This is a genomic window from Pseudomonas sp. P5_152, from assembly GCF_033989915.1.
Taxonomy (GTDB): Bacteria; Pseudomonadota; Gammaproteobacteria; order Pseudomonadales; family Pseudomonadaceae; genus Aquipseudomonas.
This window is the reverse complement of record NZ_JASFAH010000002.1, coordinates 3,704,977-3,727,026: the sequence shown is the minus strand read 5'-3', so window position 1 is coordinate 3,727,026 and position 22,050 is coordinate 3,704,977. Positions and strand designations below refer to the sequence as shown.

At 60.6% G+C, this 22,050-nt stretch carries 18 protein-coding genes; 15 read left to right on the top strand and 3 right to left on the bottom strand.

All coding sequences use genetic code 11. From position 1 onward, the window contains the following. The first annotated feature begins 72 nt into the window (after positions 1-72). From QMK50_RS16830 to ureC, 13 genes are all read left to right on the top strand, one after another. Positions 73-1,455, top strand: a complete 1,383-nt coding sequence (locus QMK50_RS16830; protein WP_159993511.1) for a PepSY-associated TM helix domain-containing protein — start codon at positions 73-75, stop codon at positions 1,453-1,455. 326 nt (positions 1,456-1,781) lie between these two features. After that, the gene (locus QMK50_RS16825) at positions 1,782-2,096 is read left to right on the top strand and encodes a hypothetical protein (protein WP_237234958.1); all 315 of its coding nucleotides are present in this window, start codon (positions 1,782-1,784) and stop codon (positions 2,094-2,096) included. Positions 2,097-2,343: 247 nt separating this feature from the next. Then, positions 2,344-3,609, top strand: a complete 1,266-nt coding sequence (gene urtA / locus QMK50_RS16820) for an urea ABC transporter substrate-binding protein (protein ID WP_095171104.1) — start codon at positions 2,344-2,346, stop codon at positions 3,607-3,609. A 132-nt stretch (positions 3,610-3,741) separates the two neighbouring features. After that, positions 3,742-5,241, top strand: a complete 1,500-nt coding sequence (gene urtB, locus QMK50_RS16815) for an urea ABC transporter permease subunit UrtB (protein ID WP_320333537.1) — start codon at positions 3,742-3,744, stop codon at positions 5,239-5,241. Beyond that, positions 5,241-6,320 carry an urea ABC transporter permease subunit UrtC gene (gene urtC / locus QMK50_RS16810; protein ID WP_159993507.1) on the top strand — a complete coding sequence of 360 codons (1,080 nt, stop codon included), beginning with the start codon at positions 5,241-5,243 and terminating at the stop codon, positions 6,318-6,320. Before urtB ends, urtC begins: the two co-directional genes overlap by 1 nt. Further along, positions 6,317-7,177, top strand: coding sequence for an urea ABC transporter ATP-binding protein UrtD (gene urtD / locus QMK50_RS16805; RefSeq protein ID WP_159993505.1), 861 nt, complete (start codon positions 6,317-6,319; stop codon positions 7,175-7,177). The genes urtC and urtD overlap by 4 nt, the downstream gene beginning before the upstream one ends. A 68-nt stretch (positions 7,178-7,245) precedes the next feature. Continuing rightward, entirely contained in the window at positions 7,246-7,944 is a 699-nt protein-coding gene (gene urtE / locus QMK50_RS16800; protein ID WP_159993503.1) for an urea ABC transporter ATP-binding subunit UrtE, read from the top strand. A 30-nt stretch (positions 7,945-7,974) separates the two neighbouring features. Further along, entirely contained in the window at positions 7,975-8,814 is an 840-nt protein-coding gene (locus QMK50_RS16795) for an urease accessory protein UreD (protein WP_320333536.1), read from the top strand. A 66-nt stretch (positions 8,815-8,880) separates the two neighbouring features. After that, on the top strand, positions 8,881-9,183 hold the full coding sequence (locus QMK50_RS16790; RefSeq protein WP_159993499.1) for an urease subunit gamma: 303 nt from the start codon (positions 8,881-8,883) through the stop codon (positions 9,181-9,183). Between the two features lie 9 nt (positions 9,184-9,192). Further along, entirely contained in the window at positions 9,193-9,726 is a 534-nt protein-coding gene (locus QMK50_RS16785) for a GNAT family N-acetyltransferase (protein ID WP_159993497.1), read from the top strand. A gap of 6 nt (positions 9,727-9,732) precedes the next feature. Continuing rightward, entirely contained in the window at positions 9,733-10,266 is a 534-nt protein-coding gene (locus QMK50_RS16780) for a GNAT family N-acetyltransferase (RefSeq protein WP_159993495.1), read from the top strand. Continuing rightward, a complete protein-coding gene (locus QMK50_RS16775) occupies positions 10,263-10,568 on the top strand; it encodes an urease subunit beta (RefSeq protein WP_095171089.1) in 306 nt (101 codons plus the stop codon). Before QMK50_RS16780 ends, QMK50_RS16775 begins: the two co-directional genes overlap by 4 nt. 139 nt (positions 10,569-10,707) lie before the next feature. Next, the gene (gene ureC, locus QMK50_RS16770; RefSeq protein WP_320333535.1) at positions 10,708-12,408 is read left to right on the top strand and encodes an urease subunit alpha; all 1,701 of its coding nucleotides are present in this window, start codon (positions 10,708-10,710) and stop codon (positions 12,406-12,408) included. Positions 12,409-12,462: 54 nt separating this feature from the next. On the opposite strand, the gene QMK50_RS16765 is transcribed toward ureC, so the two are convergent. After that, on the bottom strand, positions 12,463-17,547 hold the full coding sequence (locus tag QMK50_RS16765; protein WP_320333534.1) for an NEL-type E3 ubiquitin ligase domain-containing protein: 5,085 nt from the start codon (positions 17,545-17,547) through the stop codon (positions 12,463-12,465). A 392-nt stretch (positions 17,548-17,939) separates the two neighbouring features. Between QMK50_RS16765 and QMK50_RS16760 the strand changes: the two genes are divergently transcribed. After that, positions 17,940-18,878, top strand: coding sequence for an RHS repeat-associated core domain-containing protein (locus tag QMK50_RS16760; RefSeq protein WP_320333533.1), 939 nt, complete (start codon positions 17,940-17,942; stop codon positions 18,876-18,878). A gap of 104 nt (positions 18,879-18,982) precedes the next feature. Here the strand turns inward: QMK50_RS16760 and QMK50_RS16755 are convergent, their stop codons facing one another. Both QMK50_RS16755 and QMK50_RS16750 read right to left on the bottom strand, forming a co-directional pair. Further along, positions 18,983-19,288 (bottom strand): chaperone modulator CbpM, encoded by a 306-nt coding sequence (locus QMK50_RS16755; protein ID WP_095171081.1) that lies wholly within the window; start codon positions 19,286-19,288, stop codon positions 18,983-18,985. A 39-nt stretch (positions 19,289-19,327) separates the two neighbouring features. After that, on the bottom strand, positions 19,328-20,269 hold the full coding sequence (locus QMK50_RS16750) for a DnaJ C-terminal domain-containing protein (protein ID WP_159993487.1): 942 nt from the start codon (positions 20,267-20,269) through the stop codon (positions 19,328-19,330). A 293-nt stretch (positions 20,270-20,562) separates the two neighbouring features. Here QMK50_RS16750 and QMK50_RS16745 point away from each other — a divergent pair, with 293 nt between their 5' ends. Next, complete coding sequence (locus tag QMK50_RS16745; protein WP_320333532.1) at positions 20,563-21,837, top strand: Hsp70 family protein; 1,275 nt, start codon at positions 20,563-20,565, stop codon at positions 21,835-21,837. Positions 21,838-22,050: the final 213 nt, after the last annotated feature.

Below are 22,050 nucleotides of genomic sequence, written 5' to 3'. Positions count from 1 at the left end.
CCGCGCCAGTTGCTACAGAACCAGCAGCACACAACACCTATAAAAGATTCATAGCCGAGCGGAGTGCTATTGATGAGCCAACCCAAAGTGTCCTTCTACAACCTGGCCTGGCGCTGGCATTTTTATGCCGGGCTGTTCGTCGCCCCTTTCATGGTGATGCTGGCACTGACCGGCACCATTTACCTGTTCAAGCCACAACTCGATCCCCTGATGTACGGCAACCTGCTGAATGTCCCGGCCGGCCATCACACCCTCAGTGCCGACGACCTGCTGCGCAGGGTGCAAACGGCGTATCCACAGGGCCAGGTCACCCAGTACCTGCCGGCGATCAATGCCGAGCGCAGCGCGCAATTTGTGCTGCACAACCAGGGCAACGAACTCAACGTATTCGTCGACCCCTACCACGGCGACATCCTCGGCGAGCAGGATGCCAAGTACAACCTGCAAGCCATCGCCCGCGCGATTCACGGCGAACTGATGATCGGCACCCTCGGCGATCGCCTGATCGAGATGGCGGCCGGCTGGGGCATCGTGCTGGTGGTGTCCGGGGTCTACCTCTGGTGGCCTCGTGGCAAGGGCGGCGCCGGCATTCTCTGGCCTCGCCTGAACAGTCGTGGTCGGGTGCTGTGGCGTGACCTGCACGCCGTCACCGGCTTCTGGGGGGCGGCATTGCTGCTGGTCATGCTGCTCAGCGGTATGACCTGGACCGGTTTCTGGGGCAAATCCTACGCCGAACTCTGGAACCAGTTCCCGGCCGCCATGTGGGACAACGTCCCCAAGTCCGACGAGCAAGCGCGCAGCCTCAACACCGCGGCCCGCCAGACCGTGCCCTGGGCCATGGAAAATACGCCGATGCCGATGTCCGGCGACCACGCCGAACACATGGCCCACAACGGCGCCAGCAGCGCGCCGGCAGCACCGGGCATCAGCCTGCAGGCGGTGCAGGACATCGCCGAGCAAGGCCGGGTCGAGCCGGGCTACAGCATCACCTTGCCTACCAGCGCCAGCGGTGTGTTCACCATCGCCGTGTTCGCCGACGACCCGCGCAACGACGCCACCCTGCACGTCGATCAGTACAGCGGCAAGGTCCTGGCCGATGTGCGCTGGGAACACTATGGCAACGTCGCCCGCGCCACGGAAATGGGGGTAATGCTGCACGAAGGCAAGATGTTCGGCGTGCTCAACCAGCTCATCGTGCTGCTGATCTGCCTGATGATCCTGCTCAGCGCCGTCAGTGGCGTGGTGATCTGGTGGAAGCGCCGGCCCCAGGGCAAAGTCGGGGTACCACCGTTGCGCCATGGCCTGCCGACCTGGAAAACCGGGGTGCTGATCATGCTGGTGCTGGCCGTGCTGTTCCCGCTGGTGGGTGCTTCGCTGGTGGTGATGTGGGTGCTGGACCGTTTCCTGCTAGCGCGCGTGAGCCGGCAGACTGCAGCGGCCTCCTCTTCTTCCTGAACATCGCCAGGGACGGAGCAACGGTATTTCAAGGGTGCTTGAAATACCGTTGAACAACTTGAAAAGTCTTGTCTTGGGTTGGTTTTGAGCCGCCGCCTAATCCTCGGCATACTCCCGCTGCCGCAACTTAAGCACCCACTAACCAGACAACATTAGTTGCGGGAAACTTCCTACTTTTCAATCCGTACAATTCCTACAAAGAATTGAAAGAGGTCAACTTGATAAAGAAGATCCTAGCCTCCCTCGCCTTCGTTTCACTGCCCGCACTGGCAGCCCAGCCGCCGTTCACCGGCACTGACTATTCGGGAAAATATCAATGTACTGGCATGGACAGTCATATAGGGGAGTACAAAGGCACCGTCGATATGCAGCTCAACCCCGAGCAAAGTACCGGTCCGTATGGTGCCTACAGTTTCACCCTGACCCTGGCCGACAACTCCTTCTACAACGGCTTCGCCGCCGCGCACAGGAAGTCGCTGGCGATCTACTTTGCCCACACTGACCCGGCCCTGAAAGATTACGGCGTGGGAATCGCGCAGGTTAAAACGGCCGCCGATGGCCGCGTATCTTTCAGCAAGTATTACTACGGCCCGGAGTATGAAGGCGGTGGCAACGGCATGGAGACGTGCATCAAGCAGTAAACCCCCTCGATAAGCTGACGGGAGCCCCCACCTGGGGTCCCGGCACCGCCACCCATGCGCCAAGCTGGCGCATGCCCCTGCACCAACGCCCGCCGATTGTCCCCTCCTGGTGCATTGCCAGCCAACGCCAGCGCTCTAGCACGACATTTACCTGCCTTTCTCCGACTGGGCACAGCCCTTGCTAATGAGCCTTCAGTAGTTCGCATCTGCCAACCAAGAAAACTCATGAGTTCATGGAGATCGCACAATGAAGCGTCGCAGCTTGATCAAGGCTTTCACACTTTCGGCAAGCATTGCCGCGATGGGCATGACCTGGACAGTCCAGGCCGCCGAGACCATCAAGGTTGGCATCCTGCATTCCCTGTCCGGGACCATGGCGATCTCTGAAACCTCGCTCAAAGACATGGCGTTGATGACCATCGACGAAATCAACGCCAAGGGCGGCGTCAATGGCAAGCTGCTGGAGCCGGTGGTCGTCGACCCAGCGTCGAACTGGCCACTATTTGCCGAAAAGGGCCGGCAACTGCTGACCCAGGACAAGGTGGCCGTGGTATTCGGTTGCTGGACCTCGGTGTCGCGTAAGTCGGTATTGCCAGTGTTCGAAGAGCTCAATGGCCTGCTGTTCTATCCGGTGCAATACGAAGGCGAGGAGATGTCGCCGAACGTGTTCTACACCGGTGCCGCGCCGAACCAACAGGCGATCCCCGCCGTGGAATACCTGATGAGCGAAGAAGGCGGCAGCGCCAAGCGCTACTTCCTGCTGGGCACCGACTACGTCTACCCGCGCACCACCAACAAAATCCTGCGCTCGTTCCTGCACGCCAAAGGCGTGGCCGACAAGGACATCGAAGAGGTCTACACGCCGTTCGGCCACAGCGATTACCAGACCATCGTCGCCAACATCAAGAAGTTCTCGGCCGGCGGCAAGACCGCCGTCATCTCCACGGTCAACGGCGACTCCAACGTGCCGTTCTACAAGGAGCTCGCCAACCAGGGCTTGAAGGCCACCGACGTGCCCGTCGTCGCATTCTCGGTAGGCGAGGAAGAACTGCGCGGCATCGACACCAAGCCATTGGTGGGCAACCTCGCGGCGTGGAACTACTTCGAGTCGGTGGAGAACCCGGTCAACCAGAAGTTCGTCGCAGACTGGAAGGCCTACGCCAAGAAACACAACCTGCCGGGCGCCGACAAGGCCGTCACCAACGACCCGATGGAAGCCACGTACGTCGGCATCCACATGTGGGCGCAAGCCGCCGAGAAAGCCAAGTCCACCGATGTCGACAAGGTCCGTGAAGCCCTGGCCGGCCAGACCTTCGCCGCACCGTCGGGCTACACCCTGACCATGGACAAGACCAACCACCACCTGCACAAGCCGGTGATGATCGGCGAGATCCAGGCCGACGGTCAGTTCAACGTGGTCTGGCAGACCGAAGGACCGATCCGCGCCGAGCCCTGGAGCCCGTTCATTGCCGGCAACGACAAGAAGCCGGATTACGCGGTCAAGAGCAACTGAGCGGACCAATAGAATCCTGTGGGAGCGGGTGCCCGCTTGCGGCTTGCTCACGATGGCAGTGTGTCTGATGCACCGCTATCGCGAGCAAGCTCGGCTCCTACAGGGGTAGTCGCTGCTATTCAGGACATCACCATGTCGCTTTTTCGCCTGTTCCTTACACTCGCAGCGCTACTGCTGCCTCTGGCCAGCCACGCCGGCGATGCCGAAGACTTCGTCGCCGCCAATCCGGCGCAGCAAGCCCGGCTGCTCGAAGCCTGGGCCGCGCAGCCCGATCCGGCGCGCGTCGAATTGATCGATGCCTTGCAGCAAGGCGTAGTGACCGTCGACGGCCAAGCCAAGACCCTGCGCCTGAACAATCGCCTGCGGGGTCTGATCGACACCGCCGTGGCCAGCCAGCAACTGCTCGCCGCCGATCCCCGGGTGCGACTCGGTGCGGCGCAACAACTGCAGAAAAGCGCCAAGCCGGCACAATTGAAATTCCTCGGCCAGCAACTGGCTGGCGAAGCGGATGAACCGGTGCACGCGGCCCTGAGCCTGGCCCTGGCCAACCTGCAACTGGTCGACAGTGACCCGGCCGTGCGCCTGGCCGCAGTGCGCCTGCTCGGTGAAACCGGCGACCCACTGGCCCGCACCCGCCTGGAAAGCCTGCTCCAACCTGGAGTCGAAACCGACACCGCGGTCCTCACCGCAGCGCAAACCAGTCTCGGCCAGGTCAAGCGCAAACTGCTGGTGGGCGAGTTGCTCGGCCAGGCATTCAGCGGCATGTCGCTGGGCTCGATCCTGCTGCTGGCGGCATTGGGACTGGCGATCACCTTCGGCCTGCTGGGGGTGATCAACATGGCCCACGGCGAAATGCTGATGCTCGGCGCCTACTCCACCTACATGGTGCAAATGCTGCTCCAGCGCTTCGCCCCCAACGCCATCGAGTTCTATCCGCTACTGGCCTTGCCGGTGGCGTTTTTTGTCACCGCCGGCATCGGCATGGCACTCGAGCGTACGGTGATCCGCCACCTTTACGGCCGCCCGCTGGAAACCCTGCTCGCCACCTGGGGCATCAGCCTGATGCTGATTCAACTGGTCCGGCTGCTGTTCGGTGCGCAGAACGTCGAGGTCGCCAACCCGACCTGGCTTTCGGGCGGGATCCAGGTCCTGCCCAACCTGGTGCTGCCGTACAACCGTATCGTGATCATCACCTTTGCGCTGTTTGTGGTGGTGCTCACCTGGCTGCTGCTGAACAAGACCCGCCTGGGTTTGAACGTGCGCGCCGTCACCCAGAATCGCAACATGGCCGCCTGCTGCGGCGTGCCCACCGGGCGCGTGGACATGCTCGCCTTTGGCCTCGGCTCCGGGATCGCCGGGCTCGGCGGCGTCGCGCTGAGCCAGATCGGCAACGTCGGCCCGGACCTCGGCCAGAGCTACATCATCGACTCCTTCCTGGTAGTAGTGCTCGGTGGCGTCGGCCAACTGGCCGGTAGCGTCTTCGCCGCCTTTGGCCTGGGGATCGCCAACAAGATCCTCGAGCCGCAGATCGGTGCGGTGCTGGGCAAGATCCTGATCCTCGCGCTGATCATCCTGTTCATCCAGAAACGCCCGCAAGGCCTCTTCGCACTCAAAGGACGGGTAATCGACTGATGAACCAGCCCCTGCTCATTACCGCCACCCGCAAGGCCGGGCCCAAGGTGACGATTGCCGTCGGTACGCTACTGGTGTTGTCGCTACTGGCGCTACCGCTGTTGTCGCTGCTGCCCGCCGACAACGCCCTGCATGTCTCGGCCTACACCCTGACCCTGGTCGGCAAGATCCTCTGCTACGCCATCGTCGCCCTCGCCCTGGACCTGGTCTGGGGTTACGCCGGCCTGCTGTCCCTGGGCCACGGCCTGTTCTTCGCCCTCGGTGGCTACGCCATGGGCATGTACCTGATGCGCCAGGCCTCGGGGGACGGCTTGCCGGCGTTCATGACCTTCCTCTCCTGGACTGAGCTGCCGTGGTTCTGGACCGGCACCAGCAGCTTTCTCTGGACCCTGTGCCTGGTGGTGCTGGCCCCCGGCTTGCTGGCGCTGGTGTTCGGTTTCTTCGCCTTTCGCTCGCGGATCAAGGGCGTGTATTTCTCGATCATGACCCAGGCCCTGACCTTCGCCGGCATGCTCCTGTTTTTCCGCAACGAGACCGGATTTGGCGGCAACAACGGCTTCACCAACTTTCGCACCATCCTCGGCTTCGGCATCACCGAACCTGGCACCCGCGCGGTGCTGTTCAGTGCCACCGTACTGCTGCTGGTGGCCAGCCTGTTCATCGGCTGGCGCCTGGCGCAAAGCAAGTTCGGCCGAGTGCTGACCGCCCTGCGCGACGCGGAAAACCGGCTGATGTTCTGCGGCTACGACCCACGCGGGTTCAAGCTGTTTGTCTGGGTCTTGAGCGCGGTGCTCTGCGGCCTGGCCGGTGCGCTCTACGTGCCCCAGGTAGGCATTATCAACCCCAGCGAAATGTCCCCGACCAACTCCATCGAAGCCGCCGTCTGGGTCGCCCTGGGCGGACGCGGCACGCTAATCGGCCCGCTGCTGGGCGCCGGCGTGGTCAACGGCATGAAGAGCTGGTTCACCGTGGCCTTTCCCGAATACTGGCTGTTCTTCCTCGGTGCGCTGTTCATCATCGTCACCCTGTACCTGCCCAAGGGCGTGATCGGCCTGCTGAGAAAAAGAGGTGAACAATGAGAGTCACTGCGACCGCCGAATTCATGCTCGAACCGATCCTGGAACCAAACAAGGATGCCGGCAGCAGCCGCGATGCCATCGGCCTCGGGCAGCGCGCCGGAAAAGGCCTGAACACCCGCCACGGCACCCTCCTCACCCTGGAGGACATCAGCGTCAGCTTCGATGGTTTCAAGGCGTTGAACAGTCTCAACCTGTACATCGGCGTCGGTGAACTGCGCTGCATCATCGGTCCCAACGGGGCTGGCAAGACCACCCTGATGGATGTGATCACCGGCAAGACCCGCCCCAGCCACGGCAAGGCCTGGTTCGGCGAGACCCTGGACCTGACCCGCATGAGCGAAGTGCAGATCGCCCAGGCCGGGATCGGCCGCAAGTTCCAGAAACCCACGGTGTTCGAAGCCCTGAGCGTGTTCGAGAACCTGGAGCTGGCGCAAAAGACCGACAAGTCGGTATGGGCCAGTTTGCGCGCCCGACTCAATGGCGAGCAGCGCGACCGGATCAGTGAGGTGCTGGACACCATTCGCCTGACCGCCTCGGTCAATCGCCCCGCCGGCCTGTTGTCCCACGGGCAAAAACAATTCCTGGAAATCGGCATGCTGCTGATGCAAGACCCGCAATTGCTGTTGCTCGATGAACCGGTAGCGGGCATGACCGACGCCGAGACCGAGTTCACCGCCGAGCTGTTCAAGCGCCTGGCCGGTAAACATTCATTGATGGTGGTGGAGCACGACATGGGCTTCGTCGGTTCGATCGCCGACCACGTCACCGTATTGCACCAGGGCAGCGTGCTGGCCGAGGGGTCACTGGCGCAGGTGCAGGACAACGAGCGGGTGATCGAGGTTTATCTCGGGCGCTGAACGCAGGTGTGGATTGCTCTCTGTAGGAGCGAGCGCCCGCTCCACAGGGAATTGAGGAGAATTTGAACATGCTGCAAGTCGATAAATTGCACCAGTACTACGGCGGTAGCCACATCCTGCGCGGCCTCAGTTTCGAGGTGAAGGTTGGCGAAGTCACCTGCCTGCTCGGGCGCAACGGCGTGGGCAAGACCACCCTGCTCAAATGCCTGATGGGCCTGCTGCCGGCCAAGGAGGGCGCGGTGAACTGGGAGGGCAAGACCATCAGTGGGCTCAAGCCGCACCAGCGGGTTCATGCTGGTATCGCCTATGTTCCCCAGGGCCGGGAAATCTTCCCCCGGCTGAGCGTCGAAGAAAACCTGTTGATGGGGCTGTCGCGTTTCCCCGGCGCCGAAGCCCGGGAAGTACCGGGCTTCATCTACGAGCTGTTCCCGGTGCTGCTGCAAATGAAGCTACGCCGTGGCGGTGACCTCTCCGGTGGCCAGCAGCAACAGTTGGCCATCGGTCGTGCGCTGGCCAGCCGGCCACGCCTGCTGATCCTCGATGAACCCACCGAAGGCATCCAGCCCTCGGTGATCAAGGAGATCGGCGCGGTGATCAAGCAGCTTGCGGCACGCGGTGACATGGCCATCCTGCTGGTGGAACAGTTCTACGACTTCGCTGCAGAGCTGGCCGATCAGTACCTGGTGATGTCGCGAGGCGAGATCGTCCAGCAAGGTCGCGGCGAAAACATGGAAGCCGAGGGTGTACGCGGCCTGGTAACGATCTAGTCTCTAGCGTCCTGACGATAATCAGAAAATATGACTGCCACTGCCCAACACAACGCATTCACACCCAGCTGGCATGCCGAGCTCGAGCTCGGCTACGCCCGTTTCGGCGCCAGCACGCGGCCGACCCTGCGCCGCCACCAAGGTCCGCTGCGGGTGCAAAAACACCTGTACGCCGAAGGCCCAGAAGTGTGCCAGCACATCATTGTCCACCCACCCGGTGGGATTGCCGGTGGCGATCGCCTGGAGGTCCGTGCGAGCGTCGGGCCCAACGCCTGGGCGCAGTTGACCAGTCCTGGCGCCGCCAAGTGGTATCGCGCCGCCAGCCCCGCCTATCAGCAGCTCGACTTGCAGGTCGCCACCGGTGCCACACTGGAATGGCTGCCCCAGGAGACCATCGTCTTCAGCGCCGCCCGGGCAGAGCTCAAGACCTCGATCGAACTGCAGGGCGATGCGCGATTGTTCTATTGGGACGTGGTGGCACTGGGTCGCCCGGCCAGCGGCGAACGCTTCGAGCATGGGCACTTTCAAGCGCAACTGGAGATCCGCCGCGACGGCCAGTTGCTCTGGCATGAACGCCAGCGCATTGTCGGCGCTGACGGTTTGCTCGACTCGCCGATTGGCCTGGACGGCCAGCCGGTATTTGCCACCTTGCTGGTGACCGGCGAGATCGACAGCGAACTGCTGCAGGCCTGTCGCTCATTGCCCAACCCGGTACGCGGGGATTTGACTCAACTTCCCGGGCTGCTGGTTGCCCGCTGCCTGGCCAGTGAAACCTTGCTGGCGCGGGGTTGGCTGATTGATTTATGGACACTGCTGCGCCCGGCCCTGCTCGGCCGCGAGGCGCTGGCGCCGCGAATATGGAATACCTGAACACCGACAACGGGTTCGGGTCGACCTTACGAATGCTCTTTTTTTCTGCCCAGATGGATTTCCACGATGGACCTGACCCCACGCGAAAAAGACAAGCTGTTGATCTTCACTGCCGGCCTGGTGGCCGAGCGGCGGTTGGCCCGCGGCGTCAAACTCAATTACCCGGAGGCCATGGCGTATATCAGCGCAGCGCTGCTCGAAGGCGCGCGGGACGGCCAGAGCGTCGCCGAGCTGATGCACTTGGGCACCACCCTGCTGCAGCGCGAACAGGTGATGCCCGGCATCCCGGAAATGATCCCGCAGATCCAGGTCGAAGCCACCTTTCCCGATGGCACCAAACTGGTCACCGTCCATCAACCTATCGCCTGAGGTCGCGCCATGCCGTATCACATCCGCGATGCCGTGCCCGCCGACCTGCCGGCGATTCGCGACATCTACAACGACGCTGTGCTCAACACCACCGCGATCTGGAACGAACAGGCGGTCGACCTGGCCAATCGCCAAGCCTGGTTCAGCGCCCGCCACGCCCAGGGCTACCCGATCCTGGTGATCGCCGCTGCCGACGAGCAGGTGCTCGGCTACGCCTCTTTCGGTGACTGGCGGCCCTTCGATGGGTTTCGCCACACCGTGGAACACTCGGTGTACGTGCGCAACGACCAACGCGGCAACGGCCTCGGTCCGCGCCTGATGGAAGCACTGGTGGTGCGCGCCAGGGACGCTGGCAAACACGTGATGGTGGCGGCCATCGAGAGCGGCAACGCGGCGTCGATCCGTCTGCATGAGCGGGCCGGCTTCATCACCACCGGACAGATGCCGCAGGTGGGCACCAAGTTCGGTCGCTGGCTCGACCTGACGTTCATGCAATTGACCCTCAACCCAGGCTCGGAGCCACCCCAGGCCCACAAGGAGTAAGCCACGATGAACGCCGCCCAACTACGCCGGGTCAACCCGGAAAGCTTTGCCCACTACCGCCAGGGCTTGCACGACTTGCTGTTCGACGCCGTGCAGCACGGGGCCTCGATCGGCTTTCTGGCCGACATCGATGACGCCCAGGCCCGCGCCTACCTCAACGCCGTCCAGGTCGACCTGGAGAACGGCAGCCTGCTCTTGTGGGTGGTGGTCCAGGAAGAAAGGGTCCTGGCCAGTGTGCAACTTGGCTTGTGCCAGAAAGCCAACGGGCGCAATCGCGCCGAAGTGCAAAAACTCCAGGTCCTGCACCAGGCCCGTCGACGCGGCCTCGGCCAGCAGTTGATGAATGCCCTGGAACTTGCCGCGCGCCAGCACCAGCGCGGCCTGTTGTACCTGGATACCGAAGCCGGCTCGGCCGCGGAAACCTTCTACCAGTCACTGGGCTATACCCGCGTCGGCGAACTGCCCAACTACTGCCAAAGCCCGGACGGCCACTACGCGCCGACCGCCATCTACTTCAAGACCCTGGGACAACCTGCATGATTCCTGGCGAATACCGGATCCAGCCCGGCGAGATCGAGCTCAACGTCGGCCGGCGAACCCTGAGCCTGACCGTGGCCAACAGTGGCGACCGGCCGATCCAGGTCGGTTCGCACTATCACTTTTTCGAAACCAATGACGCCCTGGCTTTCGACCGCGCCGCCACCCGCGGCATGCGCCTGAACATCCCGGCCGGTACCGCGGTGCGCTTCGAGCCGGGGCAGAGCCGCGATGTGGAACTGGTGGACCTGGCCGGGCATCGCCGGGTGTTCGGGTTTGCCGGACGGATCATGGGGGACCTTTAAATTTTACGGCGTCTGCACTGGCCTCTTCGCGGGCAAGCCCGCTCCCACAAGTGATCGCATTCCCCTGTGGGAGCGGGCTTGCCCGCGATAGTGAGCGCAGCGAACGACTTCAAACTTTCCTGAATCTCAAGGCGAACGAATGAAAATCTCCCGTCAGGCCTACGCTGACATGTTCGGCCCCACCGTCGGTGACAAGGTCCGCCTGGCCGACACCGAGTTGTGGATCGAGGTCGAGAAGGACTTCACCACCTATGGCGAAGAAGTGAAGTTCGGTGGCGGCAAGGTGATCCGCGACGGCCAGGGGCAGAGCCAGTTGCTGGCGGCCGACGTCGTCGACACGGTGATCACCAACGCGCTGATCCTCGACCACTGGGGCATCGTCAAAGCCGATGTCGGCCTCAAGGACGGGCGCATCGCCGCCATTGGCAAGGCCGGCAACCCGGATATCCAGCCCGACGTGAGCATGGCCATCGGCGCCGGGACCGAAGTGATTGCCGGCGAAGGCATGATCCTCACCGCTGGCGGCATCGACACGCATATCCACTTCATTTGCCCGCAGCAGATCGAAGAAGCCTTGATGAGCGGCGTTACCACCATGATCGGTGGCGGCACCGGTCCTGCCACCGGCACCAACGCCACCACCTGCACCTCCGGGCCCTGGCACCTGGCGCGCATGCTCCAGGCCGCAGACGCCTTTCCCATGAACATCGGCCTCACCGGCAAGGGCAACGCCAGCCTGCCGGGACCGTTGATCGAGCAGGTCAAGGCCGGCGCCATTGGCCTCAAGCTGCACGAAGACTGGGGCACCACTCCAGCCAGCATCGACAACTGCCTGACGGTGGCCGACCTGTACGACGTGCAGGTGGCGATCCACACCGACACCCTCAATGAATCGGGTTTTGTCGAAACCACCCTCGCCGCCTTCAAGGGCCGCACCATCCACACCTATCACACCGAAGGCGCGGGTGGCGGTCACGCCCCGGACATCATCAAGGCCTGCGGTTTTGCCAACGTGCTGCCGAGTTCGACCAACCCGACCCGGCCGTTCACCCGCAACACCATCGACGAACACCTGGACATGCTGATGGTCTGCCATCACCTGGACCCAAGCATTGCCGAGGACGTGGCCTTCGCCGAAAGCCGTATCCGTCGTGAAACCATCGCCGCCGAGGACATCCTGCACGACCTCGGGGCGTTCTCGATGATCAGCTCCGACAGCCAGGCCATGGGCCGGGTCGGCGAAGTCATCATCCGAACCTGGCAGACCGCCGACAAGATGAAGCAGCAGCGCGGCCCACTGCCGGGCGATGGCGAGGGCAACGACAACTTCCGCGCCAAGCGCTACCTCGCCAAATATACGATCAACCCGGCGATCACCCACGGCATCAGCCACGAAGTGGGTTCGATCGAAGTGGGGAAATGGGCCGACCTGGTGCTCTGGCGCCCGGCGTTTTTCGGGGTCAAGCCCAGCCTGATTCTCAAGGGTGGGGCGATTGCCGCCAGCCTCATGGGCGACGCCAACGCCTCGATTCCGACGCCGCAACCGGTGCACTACCGCCCGATGTTCGCAAGCTACGGTGGCTCGTTGCACGCCACCAGCCTGACCTTCATCAGCCAGGCCGCAGAGGAAGCAGGACTGGCGCAGGCATTGGGTTTGAAGAAGACCATCGCCGTGGTCAAGGGTTGCCGCAGCGTGCGCAAGACCGACCTGATCCATAACGACTACCTGCCCAGCATCGACGTCGATCCGCAGACCTATCAGGTCAAGGCCGATGGCGAACTGTTGTGGTGTGAGCCGGCGGATGTGTTGCCGATGGCGCAGCGGTATTTCCTGTTCTGACTACGCAAAACCCCGAAGGCTGCCGCAGGCAACATTCGGGGTTGGAGCTATCCGCTAAGCAGTATTACCGCCATCTTCCAGGCTGAGTATTTCCTCGGGTGTCAGCAGGTCGATGAGCCGTTGCTCGACAACCCTGGCCTCGACGGCCAGGGCCTTGGACTGAGTGTTGTAGGCATCACTGGTCATCGTCGTCCGGGCGATGTCCAACTGCTCCAGGCGTTCAAGGATTGACTCATAGGCCAGATCGAACCTGGAGCGATATTTTTCTTTGAGGTACTGCACCCAGAAATCACGGTGCGCGATCGATTCAATCTCGGCCTTCGAGTCCTTCAGGCTGTGCACATACTGTTCTGCTTCCTGTAGCTTGGCGCGAGGCACGTACTGCAAACCCGCGTATTCAGCCTTCGTCGGCTGTCCCGGCAAGTCGAGCCTGTCCCTGAGGTTGACCCGATAGGAAAGCCGCACTTCGATTTGGTCCATCAACAACAGCTGGCGGCCCTTTTCGTGCGTCGATTTATCGGAACGGACTATGGTCTTGATACGCTCGTTAATGTCCTTGAGCGCAAACGCTTCCACCTCATCCAGACGAAACAGGCCTTGGGCCAGTTTGAGCAATTGAAGACCTGCGCCGCTATCGCCGACGCGCGCCAGGGCCTTGTGAGTCAGGACCTTGATTTCCAGCTGGCTGAACATCAGCGCAGCACGATCGCTGCAGGTTTCTGGCTCTCCTGCCAACTGGAACAGTTCACGACGCAGCACTGCGTTTTCTTCGGCCGCATCCAGCACAGCCCAAACCCGAGCCTTGAGGTCGGGGTAGGCTTTTTTGTACTCGGCCGTCGCATGCAGTTTTTCCAGCAAGCGGAAAAACTCCTCGCTTTCACTGACCGACCCTCCAGCCTCTCCTGCGGCGGCTTCCCTAGCGAGGGCTTCACTGTCGAGGAGTGCCCATTGCGTCCTTCTGACATTCTGCTCCGGCGCTGGCGTATCGCGCATCCAGCGCTCTAGGCGCTGCGCCGAGGGCGCCAGGGTGCCGCCGGCAGCACCACGATCAGCCGGCGAATCAGGGGGAACCGGCGCTAATCCGGCCTCATCGTTGTCCAGGTAGATACGCGCCAGAATCTCCCCATACTGCGTGATGCCCTGGTCGGAAAGAGGATTGCCGTTCAGTTCAGTGACTCGCAATACCCGATTGATGGCCGCCGACTGCTGCGCAGGTGGATTCACCGCCCATTCGGGAAACGAGGTGAGCTGGTTATCGCGCAAATCGACCATGCCCAGGCGGGGTGGATCGGCCAGCCCGACTGGCCATTGACTGATTCCGGTGCCCTGCAAGCGAACCACGCCCAACTCTGTCATCTGGCTTAGATCAGGCACTCGCTCCAACGGGTTGTGGTTTAGATTCAGCTCTCTGAGCCCCCTCATCCGAGCCAGTGAATCCGCTTCGCCGGTGGTTAACCTGATGCGGTTACCGGACAGGTCCAAATAGGCAAGACTGGGCATTTCATCCAGTTGCGCGGGGATGTCTACAAGACGGTTGGCCTGCAGTTCCAAGCGTTGAACCAAGGGAAACGATTCGAGAAACTCGTTGGGAGCCGCCATGAGGTCCATGCCACTGAGGTCCAGAAAATTCACATGACTAAAGTCCACTTCCAGAGCAGGCAGCGCCCCAACCGCTCGACCTCGCAGCCTCAGTTCATACCCCCGACGAACACCATAGCGCGAGTATTTGAGTGACTGTTTTTGCCAGCTACGCTTGAGCAACTCAGCGACCACTTGTTTTTCATACTGCTCGACGGCGACAACACTGCCATCTGGCAAGACACGCGTCGACGGAGTCGCCAGCCATTGCTCAGACCAGCTCAGCAACCGTTGATGCTCCGCCTCAAAATTGACCAGATACACTTCCCGCTCGGCTCCCAACAACTCCAGAAAACCCTCAACCTGACCATCAGTGAAGCTGGGAAACAGCTTGAGCACTCTGGCCTCGTCCGATACCGGCACGGGATGAAAACCCGCCCCGCGCCCGGACAGTGGATAACCCAGGCGGCCATCGATCCAGCGCTGGGGCGCCCTGAATCCGGGATTGATCGGTTGCATCCCCAGTAACGAGCGCAACTCACCGCGCGTCAGTAGGTGCTGCCTGATCAACGCCTTCAACTCTGGCCCCTGCCCCACATGAGGCAAGCCTAGCGCTTTGCGCTGGGTATCCGGCAAGGCATGCTGAAGAGCAGCATAAAGATCATCGGCCCCGTGCAAATGCTCATTATTCTGATCTCGGGCCTCGTACCGCCCTTGGTCATTACGCACCAGCACCTTTGAGCTTTCAGCACTCTGGGGACCGACACTGGCCCGCAGCGCACCGCTGAACGAGCCGTCTCGAACCTCAATGCGCAAATCATCCGACCAGCCTGGCAGCTTTTTCAGTGAGTTGAGTACCAGCGTCTCTGCGTCCTGCCCCATCAAATCGTCCAGGTAAAAACCCTCGTAGGTTCGTGACAGACGCACCTCGCGCTGGATCCAGCGCAGTTCTTCCGCCAGGCGCAGGGGTATGGGCTTGGTTTGCAACTTGTCGGCAAAGTCCCATTTGGCCATTTGCTGACGCTCACCAGGGCTGGCTTCGGCCAGCAACTGTTCAATCACGCTCGTGGGTACGTTGGAAAAGCGCGACTTGATCAGACTGAGCCGTGGATCGCTGCTGTCGGTCCTGGCGTTGTAGATATCATTGAAGAACTCGACCTTATGGCTTTCGGCAACACGAGCAATGCGCTCGCGCAGTCTCTCGATGCGTTTTTCCAGAACTTCCCGCGGGGCCCCAGGCGCTTGGCCAAGCACAACATCGGTTTCACTTTCAGTGAGACTTTCCAGGAGCGTTTTCAGCAGTCGCCCCCCTCGAACCTGCGCATCATGGATCTGCACGATCCGCACTTTGCCCTGTACACCCTGGGGATTGACGTATTCCCAGAGGGTCTTCGCCTGCGCATCGATGATCCGTACCGATACCGTGTCCGGCCACGTGCCATACCGCGTCAGGACATGCAACTGGTTGATCGAATGATCGGTTGCAGAAGCGCTGGATGAGGCGCTCTTCATATCGGCGATAAATTCCTCGACCTGCCTGTACGCCTGAAATCGACTGATCGTATCGGCCAGCATCGGTGCAGGTGGTTCGTTCTCGACGTGCATTCGACGCAAGACGCCCTCATCGATGCCGCTGACATGGCGAATCTGTTCAAGCTCGGCGTCACTGAACTCGCGGACACCATGCCCTATCCGCTGCATCAATTCGCGGCCCTGCCAGGTCCGAGGCTGCTCCACTTCATGGCTCCAGGCACCGAAACCGTTGTGGTTGAGTTCAGGCCCATAGGCATTTGCCCTGACAGGATGGACGACCCGGTACTGGCCGCTGGCAGGGTCCATTTTCACCCTGTAGCACTTATCTCCCAGGACCAGGAACGCCTGGCCATCGTGATGCAGCAACCCCAAGTCATCGGGCTTCAGACCTGCCGGCAATGCTCCCGTGTGCTCGTAGGGTTTTAGATCGGGTTTCCACAACCGAGTCTCTCCATCCGGCAAGGTGACCTGTTGCAAACTATCGACAAACGGCGAGCGCTTGAGGGGGGTAACTGGTTCTGCGCCCTCAGCACCAACCGCGGCCAGGAGCGCTAGCTGAGCGAGGTTTTGTGCAACATCCATCAGATAGATAAAACCCTCATCCGTGTCGCCCTGCGCCAATGCCTCGACGCCTTCTACCACCTCATAGGTCAGTTGCGTCGCCATCACAGCCATCATCGCCACACCCAGGGGCGGGACAAACAACGCAACGACATTGAGCACTGCCAGCGCCGTACCCAGATAACCGAGCAGTTTGTCAGTACGCGCCTGCGCATCAACATCTGCCGTGGACACTGCAACAAACGTTGCATCGTTGAGGAGCTTGTTCAGTTGCTGGTCGAAGAGAAAAACCCAAAGCGCCCCTAAAACCGGCGTTTCCTCCATATGGATCCTGGCCTCAGGATCTGGAGTTCTTATATAAAAACGGCCGTTGGGCTGCGGTTTAAGCGGCGTCAGCCGATCATTCAACCGCCTGAAAAAACGCGCCTTGTCTTCCTGCCTGACAAACCGACTGAAAAATTCCTGATAGCCAGGGTCACGCAATCGATCACGCAACTCGCTGTGGAAATGCTGCGCCGATGGGTACTCCTTGATCGGGCTGATCGGGTCATGCGGAATGTACACAACCAGGCGCTGCACCGATTCACTGCTGATGCGGTCCGGCCCAATCAGTACCACGCCGATCAACTCGGTTTCCCCGAGCAGTTTCAGCCCGTTGAATTGCACAGGCTTGTCATCCAGAGTCAGGTCATTGAGGTTGTCCCGGACCTGGATAAGCAGGTTATAAATAGTTGAATCGGGTGTGACTCTGTCGATATCACCCTGCATTCGCGCAAGATCGATGGCCGCACTGAACGCATGTTGTTGACTCAGTATGACCCTGGCCTTCAAGACACCTTCAGCCACGACCTCGGCGATACCCAGTGCGCTCTTGATATGCGCCTGATACTTGGCACCCAAGTCCAACTGTCGAGACAACGCGGCAAATTGTTCAACGGTAAATGGCAACCTTCCTTGCGGTGAAAGCAGCAGCACACTATTACTGCTGCGCGTTGCAGCATAAGTGTCAACTTCGTCAGCCTCGGTAAAGTTATGCAGGGCCGCATCCAGCAGACTGCTGGTTAATCGAATATCGTCGGCAAAGGGTTCGGGGTTCGAGACCGCGTAGGATAACAGCGTATTATCAACATCCACCGAGACGTTGAACTTCTGCATAATTGCAGCCGTCAGGAGTGGGCGGGAAAAGGCCTTGACGTCCTGCAGGTTGACCAGCATCTGATCGAGCGTATTTTGCGTAGCGTAACTCTGCCGACTGCTACGTTTGAAAGCAGCCTGGTGATCCTGGGTTGCAGCTTCGTGCTGGCGGGGCCTAGCCAACCCGGCATCGCGCAGTTCCCTGCGTCTTTGTGGTGTTGCCTGCAAAAGCCAGGCAGGCAGTTTATTCTTTACATAATCATAGTGAGGCCCTTTATCCTCAGCGAGTGCAGTTTCAGCACTACTTGCAAACGGTTTATTTAACTCAGCCATCGTCTGATCCACTCACGTCATTTTCAAGAGCACCAAACTTACTAAAAAGCCGAGCCGATAAACAAACCAAATAGCTGCAAGGAAACTTGCCAAACAACGAGCTAATCTTCGACTATCCGAATACCGAAAGTACTTATATACCACCCGCCCGGATGCGCCGCGCAATAAGCCGACAGATACCATTATCAATGGCGCAGCATTACTTCCTGTTCTGAGGTGGTGCCCTGGTAGTATTTGCATGTCGAGCACCTTCGACGAACGGTCCGACTTGATATGACGGGTGCATTTCGGTGGCAAGGGTGACGCTTTACTAGCAGTTCTGCTAGTTACCCGCGTTATGCGTTATCGGTAAAATTGATTCGCGTCGCACCTCTTCACAAGGAAGGCCGGTCATGACCCACTCTCGATCTGACAGTAGCGACGGCTCGCGCCAGGCACGAACCCTGCTGCTGGCCACCGATAACAAGCGCTCGATCATCGCTGAGATTACGGCGGATCGGACCAACCCTATCGCTTACCCTCCTTACGGCCAGCAATCCGGACAACAGGCAGTTACGACGGGACTGGGTTTTAACGGTGAACTGTGCGAAGCGCGACTGGGCTGGTACTTGCTAGGCAATGGCTACCGCGCTTACAACCCGATATTGATGCGTTTTCATAGCCCAGACAGTTGGAGCCCGTTTGGACGAGGTGGGTTGAATGCGTATACGTATTGCGAGGGGGATCCGGTGAACTTTTCGGATCCGACGGGGCATATGCTCAAGTCTTTATGGTTAAGGTTCAAGGGCCAAAGGCCTTCGCGTAGTTCGTCTGAAACAAGCCTCATATCGAACAGCTCAAGTACCAGTCCTGGCGTTTCAAACACTTCCACTGGCGGAAATACACGCACCACCGGACAAACGCCGCCTGGGCAATATGGACAGCAATCACCTACAACGGATCCCACTACTGGTGACCCTATCTACGACCATCTACCCTTTGGCGCGCGGACTTGGACGCCCCCCTCTCACTCACCTGCGCGCGAGGGAATGATGACTTATAGTGAAATGGCCCAACAACAAAACCAGCGCGAGGTTTGGAGGAGCGAACCCTCTACAGCCCGAATGAATGACAGTGGCGGTCAAGTGGCCATATCCCAGTCAAGTCCAAGTCCAAGTCCAAGTCCAAGTCCAACTCTCCCACCTCCTCGCCCTGAAAGGTATCTTTCGAATGGCAGTGTCATTGGTAGTGACGGTGTAACGCGAATGACTTTCTCAAACATACAAAGAACGCTACAAGGGCAACCCCCCCTACACCCAAAGAAATCCAAAGATCGTATAAGAAAGTCGTAGGCTTCTGGCTTGCCAGCAATACCGCCCGCGAATCAACCATCGCCGGCAAGCCGCACCGCAAAAGTTTTGTTGGTGAGTAATGGGTTGGTTATGCACCCTTTACACTATTCGACGACCAACCGCGCCAGGCGTTGCTTGAGCATCTGGTTTTCGGCGCGCAGTTGCTGCACTTCTTCGAGTAGGTCGAGCGCCAGGGCGACGCCTTCCCACTCCAGTTCCAGATCGTGGCGCAACTTGGCGGCGCGCTTGGCGACCGCCAGTTCGTAGTCGTTGAAACGCCAGTCCTTGGGCTGGGCGCCCTGAGGTTCGAGGATGCCGTGCTCGACGATTTCGATCACGTAGACGTCCGGTAGATCGGTCGCCTCACAGAATTGCGCCATGTCCAGTTGAACGATCAGGGGACTGCTCATTGTCAGTTACTCCAGGTTCTGGAACTCGAATGTGCTCGATCAGAAGTGCTCACGCGGGTTGAACGCGGCTTTGCTCGCCAGTTCCTGCCACAGCGCCTTGACCTCCTCGTCGCAGGTCTTGGGCATCACGGCCTTGAGCTGCACGAACAGGTACCCGCGCTCGCCGGCCTTGTTCAGCAGGCCATGGCCTTTGGCGCGCATGCGCTGGCCGTTCTGGCTGCCGGCCGGGACCTTGAGGTTGATCTTGCCGGTCAGGGTCGGCACCGCCACTTCGGCACCCAAGGCCAGCTCCCACGGCGCTAGCGGCAAGGTGATGATCAGGTTCTCGCCTTCGACGTCGAATTTTGGGTGCGGCGCAAAACGAATCGTCAGGTACAGGTCGCCATTGGCGCCGCCACCGATTCCCGGTGCGCCCTGGCCCTTGAGGCGGATGCGCTCGCCGTCGGTCACGCCGGCGGGGATCTTCACGTTGAGGCTCTTGGCCGTGTTGCTGACGTGCTGGCCAGCCGCGTTGTATTGCGGCACCTGGAAGCTGATCTTCTTCGACTCGTTCGACAGGGTCTCTTCGAGAAAGACCGCCAGTTCCATTTCCACGTCTTGCCCTCGCCGACCGGCGCTGCGGCCAGACTGTGCACCACCGAAGCCTGGGCCACGGTTACCGAAGATCGAACTGAAGAAGTCCGAGAAGTCGCCGCTGTCCTGCGCGCCGCCAAAACCGCCACGGCTCTGCCAGCCAGGCGGACCCTGGAACGGCTGCCCATGCTGGCCATAACGGCGCAGGTCGTCGTACTCGGCGCGCTTGTCGGCACTTTTCAGCGCTTCATAGGCTTCCGAGGCGTCCTTGAATTTGGCTTCGGCGTCTTTTTCCTTGCTGACGTCAGGGTGATATTTACGCGCCAGCTTGCGATAGGCGGCCTTGATCGTCTTGTCGTCAGCGGTCGGTTCGACACCGAGAATCTTGTAATAGTCTTTGAAGTCCATCGCGGGAATCACCATCCGTTATCGATATCGCGCCGTCTGCCAGCATGCACCAGCGGGGCGCAGCGGGCTTGACCGATCTCATGGTTGTGACCGGACAGCGCAGCAGAAGTTTATCGGCAGCCGGGCGAATCCGTTGATCGCGCAGTGGCTGCCAAGCCATGCCTGTAAGTTTGGGGAGCAAGGATAGTCTTTCAAGGCACTTAAAGCTGAGATTTAGCGGATAGTCGGCCTTCGATTCTGCGTCGCACTGACATACACTGCGCGGCCGTTTTTTTAACCGGAACCAGAAAGACATGAAAAACGCATCTCCAGCTCGTGCCTGCGGTATCGACTTCGGCACGTCCAACTCCACTGTCGGCTGGCTGCGCCCTGGCATGGAAACGCTCATCGCGCTGGAGGACGACAAGATCACCCTGCCTTCGGTGGTGTTCTTCAACATCGAGGAACGCCGCCCGGTGTACGGCCGTCTGGCGCTGCACGAGTACCTGGAAGGCTACGAAGGGCGCCTGATGCGTTCCCTCAAGAGCCTCCTGGGTTCCAAGCTGATCAAGCACGACACCAGCGTCCTGGGCACGGCGATGCCGTTCAAGGACCTGCTGGGCCTGTTCATCGGCCAGTTGAAGCTGCGCGCCGAGACCGCCGCCGGTCGGGAATTCGAAGAAGTGGTGCTGGGCCGGCCGGTGTTCTTCGTCGATGACGACCCGATGGCCGACAAGGAAGCCGAAGACACCCTGGTGGATGTGGCACGCGCCATTGGCTTCAAGGAAGTGTCGTTCCAGTACGAGCCGATCGCGGCTGCCTTCGACTATGAGTCGACCATCGAGCGTGAAGAGCTGGTGCTGATTGTCGACATCGGCGGCGGTACCTCCGACTTCTCGCTGGTGCGCCTGTCACCCGAGCGCCGAGGCCTGGACCAGCGCCAGGACGACATCCTCGCCACCGGCGGCGTGCACGTCGGCGGGACCGACTTCGACAAACAACTGAGCCTGCAAGGCGTGATGCCGCTGTTCGGCTACGGCAGCCGGATGAAAAGCGGCGCCTACATGCCCACCAGCCAGCACATGAACCTGGCAACCTGGCACACCATCAACTCGGTGTACTCGCAGAAATCCCAGCTGGCGTTGGGCAGCATGCGCTATGACATCGAGGACACCGGTGGCATCGACCGCCTGTTCAAGCTGATCGAGCAGCGCGCCGGGCACTGGCTGGCGATGGAAGTGGAAGAAACCAAGATCCAGCTGACCCATGCCGACAGCCGCCACGTGCCGCTGGACCGCATCGAGCCGGGGTTGAGCGTGGAGCTGAGCCGGGCGTTGTTCGAGTCAGCCATCGATGGGCTGCTGGAGCGCGTGCGCAACAGTGTCAGCCAACTGTTGCTGGACGCAAACATCAGCGTCGACCAAGTGGACACGGTGTTCTTCACTGGCGGTTCGAGCGGGATTCCGGCCCTGCGCAACAGCGTCTCGGCCATGCTGCCGAACGCCCGCCATGTCGAAGGCAACATCTTTGGCAGCATCGGCAGCGGCCTGGCGATTGAAGCGGCGAAGCGTTACGGTTCGATGGATTGATCCGATACTGCGGCGCGCCCATCGTGCCCATCGCCCCCATCGCGGCATAGGTATCTACACAACTTTGTAGCGGCCTGTGGGCTGGCCGGGGTGTTGGATTAGGTCGAGTACATATCCATTTCTTCGGTAACGGCCTCCTATGGTTCCGCCTGACGGCGGCTCACTTTGAACAGCGCAAAAGTAAGCAAAACGCTCTTGCCCACCACTTGGCAC